Raw genomic sequence first — 15,378 nt, 5'->3', positions numbered from 1 at the left:
AATCTCTTTTGCGAATATGTCGGATGTACTAGGATAGAAACGATCAATTTTTTGCCTGAATAATTGATATGTAATGACAGAGAGGGTCAATATGGCGTTGTTAAAAACAAATAAAATTAATCATTTCATGCAGGTACCATTCCTACCGTAGTTGTAAATGATAATGCTGTTTTTTTGATGTTAGAAGCTATTTTGAGATAAATTTATGAAAGTTAATGATCTGGTTACGGTTAAAACCGATGGAAAGACGCGCCGGGAAGGGACGATTCTGGCTGTAGAAACGTTTCAGGAAGGGATTATGTATTTAGTTGCATTAAAAGATTACCCAGCGGGCATCTGGTTTTTCAATGAGGTTGACAGTAAAGACGGGACGTTTGTTGAGCCAAAGATCTTGCCAGAAAAAGAGTAAAGGGGAACACGCTGATATACGAGCATTGTCCAGGTGAACAATGCTCGCAGTGGCTTTGGTATCAGTATTAGAACGTTTCCCAGTTACCGTTTTCTGTATTAGCCTGGCGGGGCAGGGCGAGTGATGAACGGTCCTTCGCGGCGAGAGCGTTTGGCCTAACAGGAGCTGAATGGCTATTTGATAAATGGCTGGATAACTTAAATGTCGCAACGGCACGAGTAAGCAATGCAGCTTGCTCTTCCAACGATGCCGCGGCAGCACTGGCTTCCTGCACGAGCGAAGCATTCTGCTGTGTCACGCTGTCCATTTCGGATATCGCCTGACCGACCTGAGTAATTCCCCGACTCTGTTCGTCAGAAGCAGAAGCAATCTCCCCCATGATGTCGGTGACGTTAGTGACGGCATCGACGATCTCCTTCATGGTTTGACCCGCGTTATCAACCAGAACAGAACCGCTGTTGACCAGATTTACCGATTCAGAAATTAGCGTTTCTATCTCTTTTGCGGCTTGTGCACTGCGCTGTGCGAGGCTGCGAACTTCACTTGCTACGACGGCAAAACCGCGACCTTGTTCCCCCGCTCTGGCTGCTTCAACCGCCGCATTGAGTGCGAGAATATTCGTTTGGAAAGCAATGCTATTAATCACGCTGGTAATTTCAGATATTTTCTTTGAACTACCTGAAATACTGTTCATCGTGTTCACAACGTTTGCAACGATCTCACCGCCTTGTTTGGCCTTTCCTGAGGCATTTGCCGCGAGCTGGCTGGCATGGTGCGCATTTTCTGAGTTTTGCTTCACGGTTGCGGTTAATTGCTCCATGCTTGCCGCAGTTTGTTCAAGCGCTGCAGCTTGCTGTTCGGTTCGCGAAGAAAGGTCGGTGTTACCGGATGAAATCTCCGTAGAACCTTGATAAATAGAGTCTGCACTTTCCCGAACAGTAGTGACGGTAGTGACCAGAGAAGACTGCATCTGTTGAACGTTACTGGCGAGTGTGCCAATTTCATTCCTGCCATAACGGTCCGATACTTGAGTCAAATCGCCCTGCGCAATACGCTGAATTCTCATGACCAGTTGATTCATTGGTTTGATGAGGATCCCGCGCAGCAGGAAGAACGTCATAAGCGTTAAAATAGTGGCTAGCGCGAAGCTGCCACCCATCAATGAATATCCAAGCAGTGCATTTTTATGCGCTGTTTCATTTAAATCTTTCGCTCTTTGCGTGCGGTAAGCGACAGCCTCTAGCAAAAATTTGTTATAGGCCAAGTCTAAAACGCGGGTTTCTTCGGACTCGAGAGTGATGACTTCTTCAAACAGCCCTTCTTTTGCTGCAGTGAGCATCAGCATAAGGCCTTGATTGACATAAGCGTCATAGGACTTACGCAGATCGCCGTCCAACGCCATATCCTGAGGGGTTTTAACCGGGCGTTGTTCATAGACAAGGAAGGCTTTTTTTGATTGTTCCAGACGCTGCTCAGCCTGTTTCAGGTTGTCATTGAAGACCTGAGAGTCGCCAATACGAGCAGCCGCTGCGGCTTGAATGAGTAGCAGACGTGCAGTGCGAAGGTGGTTGGAACTGTTTGAGATCCCCATGCGGGTATCGATTTCTTGTGTGACGTCGTCTAGTGACTGATTGCTGCTTTGTAGAAAATAGCTGGATGTGCCGATAGATGCTGCAAATAACAGCATGATACCACCCAGAATAATGATGAATAAGGGAACTAGCCGTAAATTGCTCAGCATGCCGGCCTCGGCGTGCTGCTCAGACCTTGACGTTATTTTCATATCCATTCGCTCATTCTCAGGAATTTATGATTTACCATGCCACTCGCTGCGGCATTGGCGTTTAGGTTTTAGTGTCTACATTAATGACAATTCATTAGCTAAACAACCAACGTAAAAGATAATCGGCATATATTGAGAAACCTTAATCAAATTCGATGCGATCCCGATCACGTTTTTAACTCTTTAAAAAGAAAAGAGAAATACGTGATGCGAAATCATACAGATTGATAATAAAAAATAAAGAGTCTACCTCCTAACTTTATTTGTTTGAGGTTCAACGCTATTATGGCGAATCTATCTTCGGAGGGATTTTTCTTGGAAAAACGCACGCATTTTTTTTCTGATAAAAAAGTTGTTTTTTTTATCGCCACATTATGCTGTTTGCTCTGGGGAAGTGCTTATCCGGCAATTAAAAATGGCTATGAGCTGTTTCACATTGCAGATAATGATATTCCTGGAAAACTCGTTTTTGCAGGCTATCGGTTCGCGTTCGCTGGGCTGTTGCTTTTGGTCCTTGCTGTGCTAAGCGGACGCTCCATTGGGCGATTTCAGCGTGGGCAGTTAGTTCAGTTGACCACACTGGGAATATTCCAGACATCGTTGCAATATGTTTTTTTCTACATCGGTCTGGCTTATACCACCGGCGTTAAAGGTTCGATCATGAATGCAACCAGTACTTTTTTCAGTGTACTGCTTGCTCATTATTTATACCAAAATGATAAATTAAATATCAACAAGCTCATTGGTTGTATATTAGGTTTCGCTGGTGTGATGGTTGTTAATATCAACAGCAACGGAATGAATATTGGTTTTACGCTGTTAGGTGATGGGTTCGTTGTTATTGCCGCATTTATTTTGTCTGCATCGACTATATATGGTAAGCGCATATCACAAACGATGGATCCAACCGTTATGACCGGTTACCAACTGGCTATTGGCGGGATCATTTTAACGATATCAGGATACTGTACTGGCGGGACACTCATCATACCTGATTGGAAAGCTGTGCTGATGCTAGGCTACCTTATTTTGCTTTCTTCAGTCGCTTTTTCATTATGGAGCCAATTGCTGAAATATAATCGGGTCGGTATGGTCGCACCATTTAATTTCCTTATCCCTGTCTCTGGTACCCTGTTGTCAGCCCTGTTTCTTAATGAAAGTATTCTGGAGTGGAAATATTTCTTTGCACTGGTCCTGGTATGCTCAGGTATTTGGCTGGTTAATCGAATTGTTAAAAGCGATCGGTAAATGCCTTTGTGCCCCAGCTCACCTATCCCCCTGAAGGTACTGTCTGTAGCGTGATGTTTGAGCTTCGTTAAAGCTGCGAGTAGCGTCATGCTGCAGTGCCTGTACCCAATCCCAGACAATCACTAATTTCTTTAATATCAATATAGTAATGTTTAACAACCTTTTGCAGCGAGGCTGTATGCTTTGTTGTCGTTGCGACTATGTACCGGCAGAGGATAGATAAATGTTGCTTCATAACATGTGGTTAAGAGTTTTTTGGGTAAAAAGTGTAAGTTTTTCGTGAAAGGTATAAACTTACATAACGGAGTGTGTTCTGAGCGCAAGGGATTTTTTGTATATCTATCATTTATATAGCAAGCAAATTGTTTCTTTTTTATTATTTTCAATGCTCTTTTTTGTAACGTTTAGTGTGCGATTTTGGCGGGAAAATAGGCATAAAAGTGATCAGACCAGACAGGGTTTAGCGCATAATGCTTTCATTTGTGTGATCTGTGTCACATAATGGCCAAAATCATTCTTCCGTCGCGTTGTATGTGCTACGGATTAGGCGGTACAGTTGCGCTGTTTTAGGATTAATCCTATGCTTTGGTTGAAGCGAGTCTTCAGGGTGGAACTAAAAAGCAACGGATGAACGGATTCTCAGCGTGATGCGCAAAGTTGGCAAGTAACGATTGCCCGAATAAGAAATGATAATGTAGTAACTCGCAGTATCTGGCACCGATAGTTTTTTATGCCATCAATGGAGAGTGATTTTCGAACTGGGCGATATGGTCTATCACCTAACTTATGTTTTAAACATAGCCTGTCGGGATGGGAAATATGGGTACCTCTGAATTACTCAAACACATTTATGACATTAATCTGTCTTATTTGTTACTGGCGCAACGCTTAATTAATGATGAAAAAGCTTCTGCGATGTTTCGTCTTGGAATCAATGACGAGATGGCAGATATCTTGATGCAACTGACTTTACCGCAGATGGTAAAATTGGCAGAAACGAACCAACTGATATGCCATTTTCGTTTTAACGATCACAATACAATCAAAGTCTTGACTCAGGAATCACGTGTGGATGATTTACAACAAATTCATACGGGGATTTTGCTGTCGAGTAACTTATTACAACAGTTAACTTCGAAAGAAGAAAACCTGCCTAAGAAAAGGGCATAAGTAATGGCGGAGAAAAGTATTGTTCAGGAGGCGAAAGACATCCAATTGGCGATGGAGCTCATTTCGCTCGGTGCTCGTTTACAGATGCTGGAAAGTGAAACTCAGTTAAGTCGCGGACGTTTGATTAAACTGTACAAAGAACTTAGAGGAAGTCCGCCGCCCAAGGGAATGTTACCTTTTTCAACGGATTGGTTTATGACCTGGGAACAGAATATTCATTCATCAATGTTCTACAACGCTTACAGTTTTTTAATCAAGAATGGGCAGTGCAGCGGTGTTGAAGCGGTTATTAAATCTTATCGACTTTACCTGGAACAGTGTGCGCCGCAGAGCGATTCTCCACTGTTGGCATTGACGCGGGCTTGGACATTAGTCCGTTTTGTTGACAGTGGTATGCTGCAACTATCGTCATGCAATTGCTGCAAAGGGATGTTCATCACTCACGCTCATCAACCTAAAAACAGTTTTGTTTGTAGTTTGTGCCAACCCCCTTCCAGAGCGGTAAAAAGGCGTAAACTTTCGCAAAATCTTGCCGATATAATACCTCAACTGCTGGATGAACAGGTAAAACACGCAGTCTGAGCCTGTAGCGATTTGTGAATCTATCACTGTTGGTTGTGAAGGCGGTGATAGATTTCTTCCTCTAGAACGTCCTGGCTACGGCTCCGCAGTTTTATCTCTCTTTCCGCCCACCTTTTTTATTATAAGGATTTCTTGTGCTGGTTATATTGGGTTATATCGTAATTGTGGCCTCGATACTCGGCGGTTATCTCATGGTCGGTGGGGCCTTGGGTGCGCTTTATCAACCTTCGGAGCTGTTGATCATCGGCGGTGCGGCGGTAGGTGCTTTCATCGTTGGTAACAATGGAAAGGCGATAAAAGCAACGCTACGTGCACTACCTCTTTTGGTCAAAAGTTCCAAGTACAATAAAGCACTGTATATGGACCTCATGGCCTTACTCTTTCGAGTGATGGCCAAATCCCGCCAGCAAGGCATGCTTTCCCTGGAATTTGATATTGATAATCCTCGTGAGAGTGAAATTTTCTCGAGCTATCCGAATATCCTTGCTGACAACACCGTTGTTGAGTTTATTACCGATTATTTGCGTTTGATGGTCAGCGGTAACATGAATGCGTTTGAGATTGAAACGCTGATGGATGAAGAGATCGAGACTATTGAACATGAAAGTGAAGTGCCTGCAACCAGCCTGACGCTTATGGGAGACGGCCTCCCCGCGTTTGGTATCGTCGCTGCCGTTATGGGGGTTGTTCACTCGCTGGCCTACGTTGACCGGCCTGCAGCTGAGTTGGGGATGATGATCGCTCACGCCATGGTGGGTACCTTCCTGGGGATTCTACTTGCTTACGGCTTTGTCTCCCCATTAGCCGCGTTGCTGCGTCAAAAAAATGCAGAAAAAATCAAAGTATTGCAGTGCATTAAAGTCACTTTACTGTCGAGCCTTAATGGCTACGCTCCGCAAATTGCCGTTGAATTTGGTCGTAAAACGCTGTACTCAACGGAGCGTCCTTCCTTTACTGAATTGGAAGAACACATTCGTCGTGTGAAATCGCCGACTCAGCAAGCGTCGGACAGTAACGCATGAAACATCAGCATCCCATTATTCGCAAAAAGCGTAAGTCTGGACATGGGGGCCACCATGGTGGCTCCTGGAAGATTGCCTACGCTGACTTCATGACAGCAATGATGGCATTGTTTCTTGTAATGTGGCTTATCGCAATTTCTACGCCAATGCAGCTAGCCCAAATCGCAGAGTACTTTCGTACGCCATTAAAGGTTGCGTTAACGTCAGGCTCTAAATCAAGCGACAGTTCCAGCCCGATTCCGGGCGGGGGTAATGACCCCACTCAGCAAGATGGTGAAGTGAAAAAGGCCATCAAGACAGATAATGTAGAAAAGAAGCTGGACGAGGTTCGACTCAATAGATTGCGCGAACGTCTGGATCAGTTAATTGAGGCCGATCCTCGCTTACGTGCACTTCGTCCACATCTGTTAATTGAAATGATTGATGAAGGGTTACGCATCCAAATCATCGATAGTCAAAATCGCCCCATGTTTAAAACCGGGAGCGCGCAAGTTGAGCCCTATATGCGAGATATCCTGCGTGCGATAGCCCCTATCCTGAACGATTTCCCTAATAAGCTGAGTATCTCAGGCCATACCGACGATGTTCAGTATACGACAGGGGAACGTGGCTATAGTAACTGGGAGCTGTCCGCAGATCGTGCCAATGCATCACGTCGAGAGCTTATTTTTGGGGGCTTGTCTGATGGAAAAGTTTTGCGCGTTGTGGGTATGGCTGCGACAATGAGCCTCAAACAGGCGACAGGTGGAAATGATGCGATTAACAGACGCATCAGTTTGCTGGTACTGAGCAGACAAGCTCAAAAGGATATTGAAGAAGAAAATGCAGAAAGCTCTGCTGTAAATATAGACAAGGTGGAAAATTTACAAAATATGGAGTTGGATAAGCCTAAACCTACCACTCCGGCTGCCGAAAATAGTGATAACAACAATACGAGTGGAAGTGGTGGGGCATCGCCACAACCAACTAATGGAGTTCCTGCTCCAGAGCGTCAGCAGCCAACCACCGCGTTGCCTGCTGCGCCCGATAGCCAGGCGACGCCTTCTCAATAAGCCGCGATTCACAGCAGAGGTGACCACGTGAGCATGGACATGAGTGCTTTCTATCAAACATTCTTTGATGAAGCAGATGAATTACTGGCCGATATGGAACAACACTTATTGTTGTTAGATCCGTCAGAACCCGACACCGAGCAATTGAATGCGATTTTCCGTGCAGCCCACTCCATAAAAGGAGGCGCTGGCACATTTGGTTTTAAAGTTTTGCAGGAAACTACGCACCTGTTAGAAAACCTACTCGATGGGGCAAGACGTGGAGAAATGCGTCTTAGCACTGATATCATCAACCTGTTTCTGGAAACAAAAGACATTATGCAGGATCAGTTGGACGCTTATAAAACCGCACAGGAACCCAATGCTGAAAGCTTTGAGTATATCTGTCAGGCCTTGCGCCAGCTTGCTCTGGAGTCTAAAGCCGATGGTGATGCAGCACAGCCTGATGCGTCGGTTGCAACACCGCACTCTGCTAGCCCTGCATCTAACGGTGTAGGTAAAGGTGAAATGCGTATCGCATTAACTGGCCTGAAGTCTCAGGAAATACCTCAGATGCTGGAAGAGCTTGGCAATCTGGGGACGGTTAAAGACCCCCACCAGACTGACACTAGCGTAGAAGTGACATTGGTCACGTCTGAAAGCGAAGACGATATTAGCGCGGTACTGTGTTTTGTACTTGAACCTGAGCAAATCAGCTTCAAATCTGCTGTGGCCAGCCAACCTGTCGTCGCTGAAGTCGTAGAAACATTGGCTATCGTTGAAGCACCCGTCGCCGCCGCTCCAGTGGCGCCGTCTGCGCCAGTCGCTGCAAAACCGCAAGCTGCACCGGAAAATGGAAAAAATAAAGCAAAAACCGGTGATACCAGTATTCGTGTAGCAGTTGAAAAGGTTGACCAGCTTATCAACCTCGTTGGTGAGTTAGTGATTACGCAGTCCATGCTGGCACAGCGCTCAAGTGAACTTGACCCTGTGGCACACGGCGATCTGCTCAACAGTATGGGGCAGTTGGAACGTAACGCCCGCGATCTGCAAGAATCGGTTATGTCCATCCGTATGATGCCGATGGAATATGTATTTAGCCGTTTCCCTCGATTGGTTCGTGACCTGGCTGCGAAATTGGATAAGCAGGTTGAACTAACGCTGATGGGGAGTTCGACTGAACTGGATAAGAGTTTGATTGAACGTATTATCGATCCTCTGACGCACCTGGTGCGTAACAGCCTCGATCACGGTATCGAATCTCCAGATAAACGCGTAGCTGCAGGTAAGTCTGCGGTGGGTAACTTGACGCTTTCTGCGGAACATCAGGGCGGTAACATCTGTATTGAGGTTATCGACGATGGAGCAGGGCTCAACCGCGAGAGAATTCTGGCTAAAGCCTTATCTCAAGGTCTGGCTGTGAATGACTCGATGTCTGATGAAGAAGTGGGCATGCTGATCTTTGCTCCAGGCTTTTCAACCGCGGAGAAAGTCACGGACGTTTCTGGCCGTGGTGTCGGCATGGATGTGGTGAAGCGAAATATTCAGGAAATGGGTGGTCATGTCGAAATTCACTTCCAGGCTGGAAAAGGCACGACGATCAGAATCCTGTTGCCATTAACGCTTGCGATCCTTGATGGCATGTCCGTTAAAGTTAACAACGAAGTCTTTATTCTACCGCTTAACGCCGTGATGGAATCCTTGCAGCCGCAGTCGGAAGACCTGTATCCGTTAGCTGGCGGAGAAAGGGTATTGCAGGTTCGTGGTGAATATTTACCTCTCGTTGAACTGTTCCATATCTTTGATGTGGATGGCGCTAAGACGGATGCTACTCAGGGTATTGTCGTTATTCTGCAAAGTGCGGGTCGACGTTATGCCTTGCTGGTCGATCAGCTGATTGGGCAGCATCAGGTCGTCGTTAAAAACCTGGAAAGTAATTATCGCAAGGTGCCAGGCGTTTCAGCCGCTACTATCCTTGGTGATGGCAGCGTTGCGCTGATTGTGGATGTTTCAGCGTTACAAGCGCTTAATCGTGAAAAGCGTGCGGTTGAAACTGCTGCTTAATAAAACAGATCGTTAATAAAGGGTGGAAAACATGACTGGACTTGCAAGCGTCACGAAATTAACTGGCGAAACAGTAGGACAGGAATTCCTGATTTTTACGCTGGGTGACGAAGAGTACGGCGTTGATATCTTAAAAGTACAAGAAATTCGCGGTTATGACCAGGTAACGCGTATTGCCAACACGCCTTCCTTCATTAAAGGTGTCACCAACCTACGCGGTGTCATTGTACCGATCGTTGACTTGCGCATTAAATTCGCCAAGCAGGATGTTGAATACGATGACAACACGGTTGTTATTGTTCTCAACCTTGGTCAGCGTGTTGTCGGGATTGTTGTCGATGGCGTGTCTGACGTGTTGTCATTGACCACTGACCAAATTCGTCCCGCTCCGGAGTTTGCAGTAACGCTGTCAACAGAGTACCTGACTGGTTTAGGCTCTCTGGGCGAGAGAATGTTGATTCTGGTTGATATTGAGAAGCTGTTGAGTAGCGAAGAAATGGCGCTGGTTGATAGCGTATTGAAAGTCTAATCTATCGGCCTTCAGGGGCTACGAAAGTGGCCCCGAAAACCTTCCTTAGTCATATCCTTGTCAGTTCAGAAATTCGTAAAGATATCCAGAATAATGCCGATATCATCGGTGGTTGGTCTACTCAAAAGGCGTTATATGTTTAACCGTATAAAAGTTGTTACAGGTCTGATGCTTGTACTAGTGTTGTTTGGGGCACTTCAGCTTATTTCTGGTGGTTTATTCTTTAGTGCATTAAAAAATGATAAGGATATCTTCAGTTCAACGCAGGTTATTAACCAAAAGCGTTCCGAGCTGGATTCAGCATGGTCATATTTATTACAGACTCGTAATACGCTTAACCGCGCGGGGACGCGTTTTGCACTCGATGCAAGCGGTACGGGGGCGGGTGCTGGCGGTAAAGAGCTTCTGGTCTCTGCTCAAAGACAGCTGTCTGTCGCAAACGATTTTTTCTCCCGCTATGAAAAAGTACCGCAGGATCCGCGTCAGGATGAAAGTGTTACTCGGGGCGTAAAAGAGAATTACGTGGCTCTGAATGGCGCACTAACTGAATTAATTCAGTTTTTGAATGCAGGGGAATTTAAGAAGTTCGTTGAGCAACCAACGCAGAGTTTTCAAGATAACTTTGAAAAAGCGTATTACGCCTATAAAGCTGAAAGCGATAAACTTTATCAGGCTGGGATAGCTAAAAATGATGCAGCTTATGACTCGGCGCTCTGGATCCTTGGCTTCATTATCGTGTTGGTTTTTGCGTTAGCGCTGATTTCGTGGGTTGGTATTCAACAGCTATTAATAAGGCCGCTAAATAATATTGTTGAACATATTCGTCATATTGCGAAAGGCGATCTGACAAAAACGACTAATTTTCACAGCAGCAATGAAATGGGCATTCTGGCTGACAGTATTCGCCATATGCAAAGTGAGTTTGTTTCAACGGTTAGTGCGGTTCGACAAGGTGCTGATGCCATTTACACCGGTGCTACAGAAATTAGCGCGGGTAATAACGATCTCTCGTCGCGCACCGAACAACAGGCCGCTTCATTAGAAGAAACGGCAGCAAGTATGGAACAGTTGACCGCAACAGTTAAACAGAATGCGGAAAATGCTCGTCAGGCCAGCCAGTTGGCGCTGAGTGCCTCAGAGACGGCGCAGAAGGGCGGCAAGGTCGTCGATAATGTCGTCAAAACCATGCACAATATTGCTGGAAGTTCGCAAAAAATTGCCGATATCACTAGTGTGATTGATGGTATTGCGTTCCAGACCAATATTCTTGCGCTGAATGCTGCGGTTGAAGCAGCCAGAGCTGGGGAACAAGGTCGTGGGTTTGCGGTTGTGGCAGGTGAAGTTCGTAATTTGGCACAGCGTAGTGCTCAGGCTGCGAAAGAAATTAAAAGTTTGATTGAAGATTCTGTCAGCCGAGTCGATGAAGGTTCTGTACTGGTTGAAAGTGCGGGCGAGACGATGGGAGAAATCGTCAGTGCTGTCACTCGTGTCACGGATATTATGGGTGAAATCGCCTCGGCTTCTGATGAGCAAAGCAAAGGTATTGATCAGGTCGGCCAAGCTGTAACTGAGATGGATCGGGTTACGCAGCAAAACGCCTCCCTGGTTGAAGAGTCTGCCGCTGCGGCTGTTGCATTGGAAGAACAAGTGAAAGTGCTCAATGAGGCTGTTGCTGTATTCCGCCTCTCTGAAGATGCTGGCTCGTTTAGAAGGACGACACCAGCGACAGCGGGCCAAAAACCTGCATTGTTAGCTTCATCAGCGAATGGCGGTAAGAAAGCGAAAGAAGGTTCATCCAATGATAATTGGGAAACGTTCTGATCAGAATCGTCACATAGGCTATAAGTGACCCAAGCTGTAGGGACACTGAACTAATTCCCAGCCGCTTACATGTAGGTGGCTGGGTGATTGTTGACTCGCCATAATTTAGAAAAATGAACATGCGAGTCATTAATCAGCGCACACTTGAGGTTGGTGAGTAATACAGCACTTGGCGCTTTGAAGCTGGGTAATTCATGATATTGTTCAATCTGTAACTTATGTTATGGATATGATGGGGTGAGGCTGGTTTTGGCATTAAAGCCAAAGAATAAAGCAGGTAGCACAGCTGTGATGAGAGGGACAACGCCACCCGACAGCATGTGGCTTTGGTAGAACGAACACGCTGACCTGTTCAGTTTGCAGAACTTGCGGGGTGTATTACCAATACAGTGTCAGTTTTAATCGCAATGCGATGACTAATTGACGAATGACAATAAAAACCTGCGTTAGCTGTAAAGGAAAGTTCAGATTGAAAAAAACCATAGCAAAAAACACTATTCGAGCGGTTTGATATGAAAAGTACACCGTCACAAAATCGCCCTGAATCTGCCTCTATTCTGACGCAGATGGTTGACAGATTGCCGTTGTCGGACACCCATTTCCGGCGAATCAGTCAGCTAATATATCAGCGTGCCGGCATTGTTCTGGCCGATCACAAACGTGAAATGGTTTATAACCGTTTGGTTAGACGTCTCCGTTTGCTTGGAATCAATGATTTCGGTCAGTACTTAGCATTATTAGAGTCAGATCCTAACAGTGCAGAATGGCAAGCCTTTGTTAATGCGTTAACCACTAACCTAACAGCGTTTTTCCGTGAAGCTCACCACTTTCCCATATTGGCTGAGCATGCCAGGAAACGTCCAAATGGCTACACCATCTGGAGCACGGCTGCCTCTACGGGGGAAGAACCTTATTCACTGGCGATGACACTTGCAGAGGTCTTAGGTAATAAAGCGAGCGGATGTCAGGTATGGGCCAGCGATATTGATACTCAGGTATTAGAAAAGGCAACGGCTGGCATCTATCGTCAGGAAGAGTTGCGCTCTCTTTCTCCACAGCAACTACAGCGGTTTTTTTTACGCGGTACTGGGCCACATAGTGGTTTGGTTCGTGTTCGCCCTGAGCTTGCGTCAATGGTGCATTTCCAACAACTAAATCTGCTCGCACCTGATTGGTCCGTTCCCGCGCCATTTGATGCTATTTTTTGTCGTAATGTAATGATTTATTTCGATAAAGAAACTCAAGAGCGTATTCTCCGTCGATTCGTCCCGATGCTTAAACCGGGAGGATTGTTATTTGCCGGGCATTCAGAGAATTTCAGCCAGATCAGTCGCGAGTTCTATTTGCGTGGGCAAACTGTATATGGGCTGGCTAAGGAAAGATAATGAGCAAGATAAGAGTATTATGTGTTGATGATTCTGCCCTAATGCGTCAGATCATGACTGAAATAATTAATAGCCATTCTGATATGGAAGTTGTCGCGACCGCGCCAGATCCATTAGTTGCTCGTGATTTGATTAAAAAATTCAATCCCCAGGTATTAACACTGGATGTTGAAATGCCGCGTATGGATGGGTTGGATTTTCTTGAGAAGCTTATGCGTTTGCGCCCGATGCCTGTTGTCATGGTGTCGTCCCTGACCGGGAAAGGCTCAGAAATTACGCTGCGCGCGCTGGAGCTTGGTGCGATTGATTTTGTCACCAAGCCTCAGTTAGGTATCCGTGAAGGGATGCTGGCATACAGCGAGCTGATTGCGGAAAAAATTCGTATGGCCGCGAAGGCGCGCCTGCCGCAGCGTAGCACTGGGGCAGAGCCGACAAAAATTATTCAGCATACGCCATTGCTAAGTAGTGAGAAATTGATCGCGATTGGTGCGTCAACGGGGGGAACGGAAGCGATACGGCATGTATTACAGCCCCTGCCGCCGACAAGCCCTGCATTACTGATCACACAGCACATGCCACCTGGCTTTACGAAGTCTTTCGCCGAGCGTTTGAACAAGCTATGTCAGATTACGGTGAAAGAAGCAGAAGATGGGGAACGTGTTCTTCCTGGTCATGCATACATTGCACCAGGCGCACGCCATCTTGAACTGGCTCGTAGTGGGGCAAACTATCAAGTACGTTTAAATGATGGACCTCCCGTCAATCGGCATCGTCCATCAGTCGATGTGTTATTCCGTTCGGTTGCACAATACGCCGGGCGAAATGCCGTAGGGGTAATCCTTACTGGGATGGGGAATGATGGGGCTGCTGGCATGTTGGAACTCCATCAGGCTGGTGCTTATACTCTGGCCCAAAATGAAGCAAGTTGTGTGGTTTTCGGGATGCCGCGTGAAGCGATTGCGATGGGTGGCGTCGATGAAGTGGTGGATTTGCACCAGGTGAGCCAGCGTATGTTGGCACAAATCTCTGCCGGACAGGCATTACGTATATAAGCAGCTCTCGGTGAGCAATAAATATTTTAGGAGTAGGTATGGCCGATAAAGAACTCAGATTTCTGGTAGTGGATGATTTTTCGACGATGCGCCGAATTGTCCGTAACCTGCTGAAGGAACTGGGCTTTAATAACGTAGAAGAGGCAGAAGACGGCGCAGATGCACTGAACAAGCTTCGTGCCGGTGCTTTTGATTTCGTCATTTCTGACTGGAATATGCCCAACATGGATGGACTGGAGCTATTACAGACTATTCGTGCTGATGGCGCGCTTTCCAGCCTTCCCGTGCTGATGGTAACGGCAGAAGCGAAGAAAGAGAACATTATCGCTGCAGCACAAGCAGGTGCTAGCGGCTATGTAGTTAAACCATTTACTGCAGCTACCCTTGAAGAAAAACTGAGTAAGATTTTCGAAAAACTGGGTATGTAAGGGGATCTTATGACGCCACATATGCCGTCCGTGAACGACACAGCTTCAGCAACCGAGATCATTTCGCGTATCGGCCAATTGACTCGTATGCTGCGCGACAGTTTGAAAGAGCTGGGTCTGGATAATGCGATAGCAGAAGCAGCAGAGGCTATTCCTGATGCCCGCGATCGTCTTGACTATGTTGTCCAGATGACTGCGCAAGCGGCAGAGCGTGCTCTGAACTGCGTAGAGGCTGCACAACCACGTCAAAACCAACTAGAAGCGGATGCCAAATCCCTGAAAACCCGTTGGGATGAATGGTTTGAAAATCCAATTGAACTGGCAGATGCGCGTGAATTAGTGACGGATACGCGTAGCTATCTTGAGGATGTCCCACAGCATACCTCGTTTACCAATGCTCAGCTGTTGGAAATTATGATGGCGCAGGATTTCCAGGACCTTACTGGTCAGGTAATCAAGCGTATGATGGATGTTGTCCAGGAGATTGAAAAACAACTGCTGATGGTGTTGCTGGAAAATATTCCAGAAAAACCAGATGCACCTAAGCGTGCAAATGATGGTCTGCTTAATGGACCTCAGTTGGATAAAGGTGCTGCAGGTATTGTTGCCAATCAGGATCAGGTTGATGACCTTCTGGATAGTCTTGGGTTCTAATGAATCTTTCCTCAAGAAAGGAAGTCACTCCCTTTCTTGAAAAGATGACGAACACCATCACTCGGTTATTTATGGCCAGTGTTTATGGCCATAAATAGCTAAATTCGCTTTTCCCTTCCCCTTAATTCTTACTATGCGTTAAAGAAGCGTTGGTTTTTCTCGTTGTTCCAGCCATAAAACTTTCTCGTATTTGTCATGCT

General features: G+C 46.2%; 14 protein-coding genes. 13 read left to right on the top strand and 1 reads right to left on the bottom strand.

Annotated elements, in window-relative coordinates; translation table 11 throughout:
• Positions 1 to 205: 205 nt before the first annotated feature.
• The gene (dsrB, locus tag NXT09_RS19905) at positions 206 to 409 is read left to right on the top strand and encodes a protein DsrB (RefSeq protein WP_014915927.1); all 204 of its coding nucleotides are present in this window, start codon (positions 206 to 208) and stop codon (positions 407 to 409) included.
• 67 nt (positions 410 to 476) lie between these two features.
• On the opposite strand, the gene NXT09_RS19900 is transcribed toward dsrB, so the two are convergent.
• Entirely contained in the window at positions 477 to 2,198 is a 1,722-nt protein-coding gene (locus NXT09_RS19900; protein ID WP_205554920.1) for a methyl-accepting chemotaxis protein, read from the bottom strand.
• Between the two features lie 309 nt (positions 2,199 to 2,507).
• Between NXT09_RS19900 and NXT09_RS19895 the strand changes: the two genes are divergently transcribed.
• From NXT09_RS19895 to cheZ, 12 genes are all read left to right on the top strand, one after another.
• Positions 2,508 to 3,440 carry a DMT family transporter gene (locus NXT09_RS19895; RefSeq protein WP_039520120.1) on the top strand — a complete coding sequence of 311 codons (933 nt, stop codon included), beginning with the start codon at positions 2,508 to 2,510 and terminating at the stop codon, positions 3,438 to 3,440.
• A gap of 819 nt (positions 3,441 to 4,259) precedes the next feature.
• Entirely contained in the window at positions 4,260 to 4,610 is a 351-nt protein-coding gene (gene flhD / locus NXT09_RS19890; protein WP_010279486.1) for a flagellar transcriptional regulator FlhD, read from the top strand.
• Between the two features lie 3 nt (positions 4,611 to 4,613).
• Entirely contained in the window at positions 4,614 to 5,192 is a 579-nt protein-coding gene (gene flhC, locus NXT09_RS19885) for a flagellar transcriptional regulator FlhC (RefSeq protein WP_005970730.1), read from the top strand.
• 134 nt (positions 5,193 to 5,326) lie between these two features.
• On the top strand, positions 5,327 to 6,214 hold the full coding sequence (gene motA / locus NXT09_RS19880) for a flagellar motor stator protein MotA (RefSeq protein WP_015840814.1): 888 nt from the start codon (positions 5,327 to 5,329) through the stop codon (positions 6,212 to 6,214).
• Positions 6,211 to 7,266, top strand: coding sequence for a flagellar motor protein MotB (gene motB / locus NXT09_RS19875; RefSeq protein ID WP_010279505.1), 1,056 nt, complete (start codon positions 6,211 to 6,213; stop codon positions 7,264 to 7,266). Before motA ends, motB begins: the two co-directional genes overlap by 4 nt.
• A 39-nt stretch (positions 7,267 to 7,305) precedes the next feature.
• A complete protein-coding gene (gene cheA, locus NXT09_RS19870) occupies positions 7,306 to 9,309 on the top strand; it encodes a chemotaxis protein CheA (protein WP_268580951.1) in 2,004 nt (667 codons plus the stop codon).
• 31 nt (positions 9,310 to 9,340) lie between these two features.
• Positions 9,341 to 9,838: a chemotaxis protein CheW gene (gene cheW, locus NXT09_RS19865; RefSeq protein ID WP_014915920.1), complete on the top strand. Its 498-nt coding sequence runs from the start codon at positions 9,341 to 9,343 to the stop codon at positions 9,836 to 9,838.
• A 135-nt stretch (positions 9,839 to 9,973) separates the two neighbouring features.
• Positions 9,974 to 11,659, top strand: a complete 1,686-nt coding sequence (locus tag NXT09_RS19860) for a methyl-accepting chemotaxis protein (protein WP_240583279.1) — start codon at positions 9,974 to 9,976, stop codon at positions 11,657 to 11,659.
• A 512-nt stretch (positions 11,660 to 12,171) separates the two neighbouring features.
• On the top strand, positions 12,172 to 13,044 hold the full coding sequence (gene cheR, locus NXT09_RS19855) for a protein-glutamate O-methyltransferase CheR (RefSeq protein WP_014915918.1): 873 nt from the start codon (positions 12,172 to 12,174) through the stop codon (positions 13,042 to 13,044).
• Entirely contained in the window at positions 13,044 to 14,096 is a 1,053-nt protein-coding gene (locus NXT09_RS19850; RefSeq protein WP_010279517.1) for a protein-glutamate methylesterase/protein-glutamine glutaminase, read from the top strand. The genes cheR and NXT09_RS19850 overlap by 1 nt, the downstream gene beginning before the upstream one ends.
• A 38-nt stretch (positions 14,097 to 14,134) precedes the next feature.
• Positions 14,135 to 14,524, top strand: a complete 390-nt coding sequence (gene cheY, locus NXT09_RS19845; protein WP_010279519.1) for a chemotaxis response regulator CheY — start codon at positions 14,135 to 14,137, stop codon at positions 14,522 to 14,524.
• A 9-nt stretch (positions 14,525 to 14,533) separates the two neighbouring features.
• Positions 14,534 to 15,178, top strand: coding sequence for a protein phosphatase CheZ (gene cheZ / locus NXT09_RS19840; protein WP_010279523.1), 645 nt, complete (start codon positions 14,534 to 14,536; stop codon positions 15,176 to 15,178).
• Positions 15,179 to 15,378 lie beyond the last annotated feature (200 nt).

The sequence above is a fragment of the Pectobacterium jejuense genome, assembly GCF_026800125.1.
Lineage (GTDB): Bacteria > Pseudomonadota > Gammaproteobacteria > Enterobacterales > Enterobacteriaceae > Pectobacterium > Pectobacterium jejuense.
This window is presented reverse-complemented; position numbering and strand designations above follow the sequence as displayed.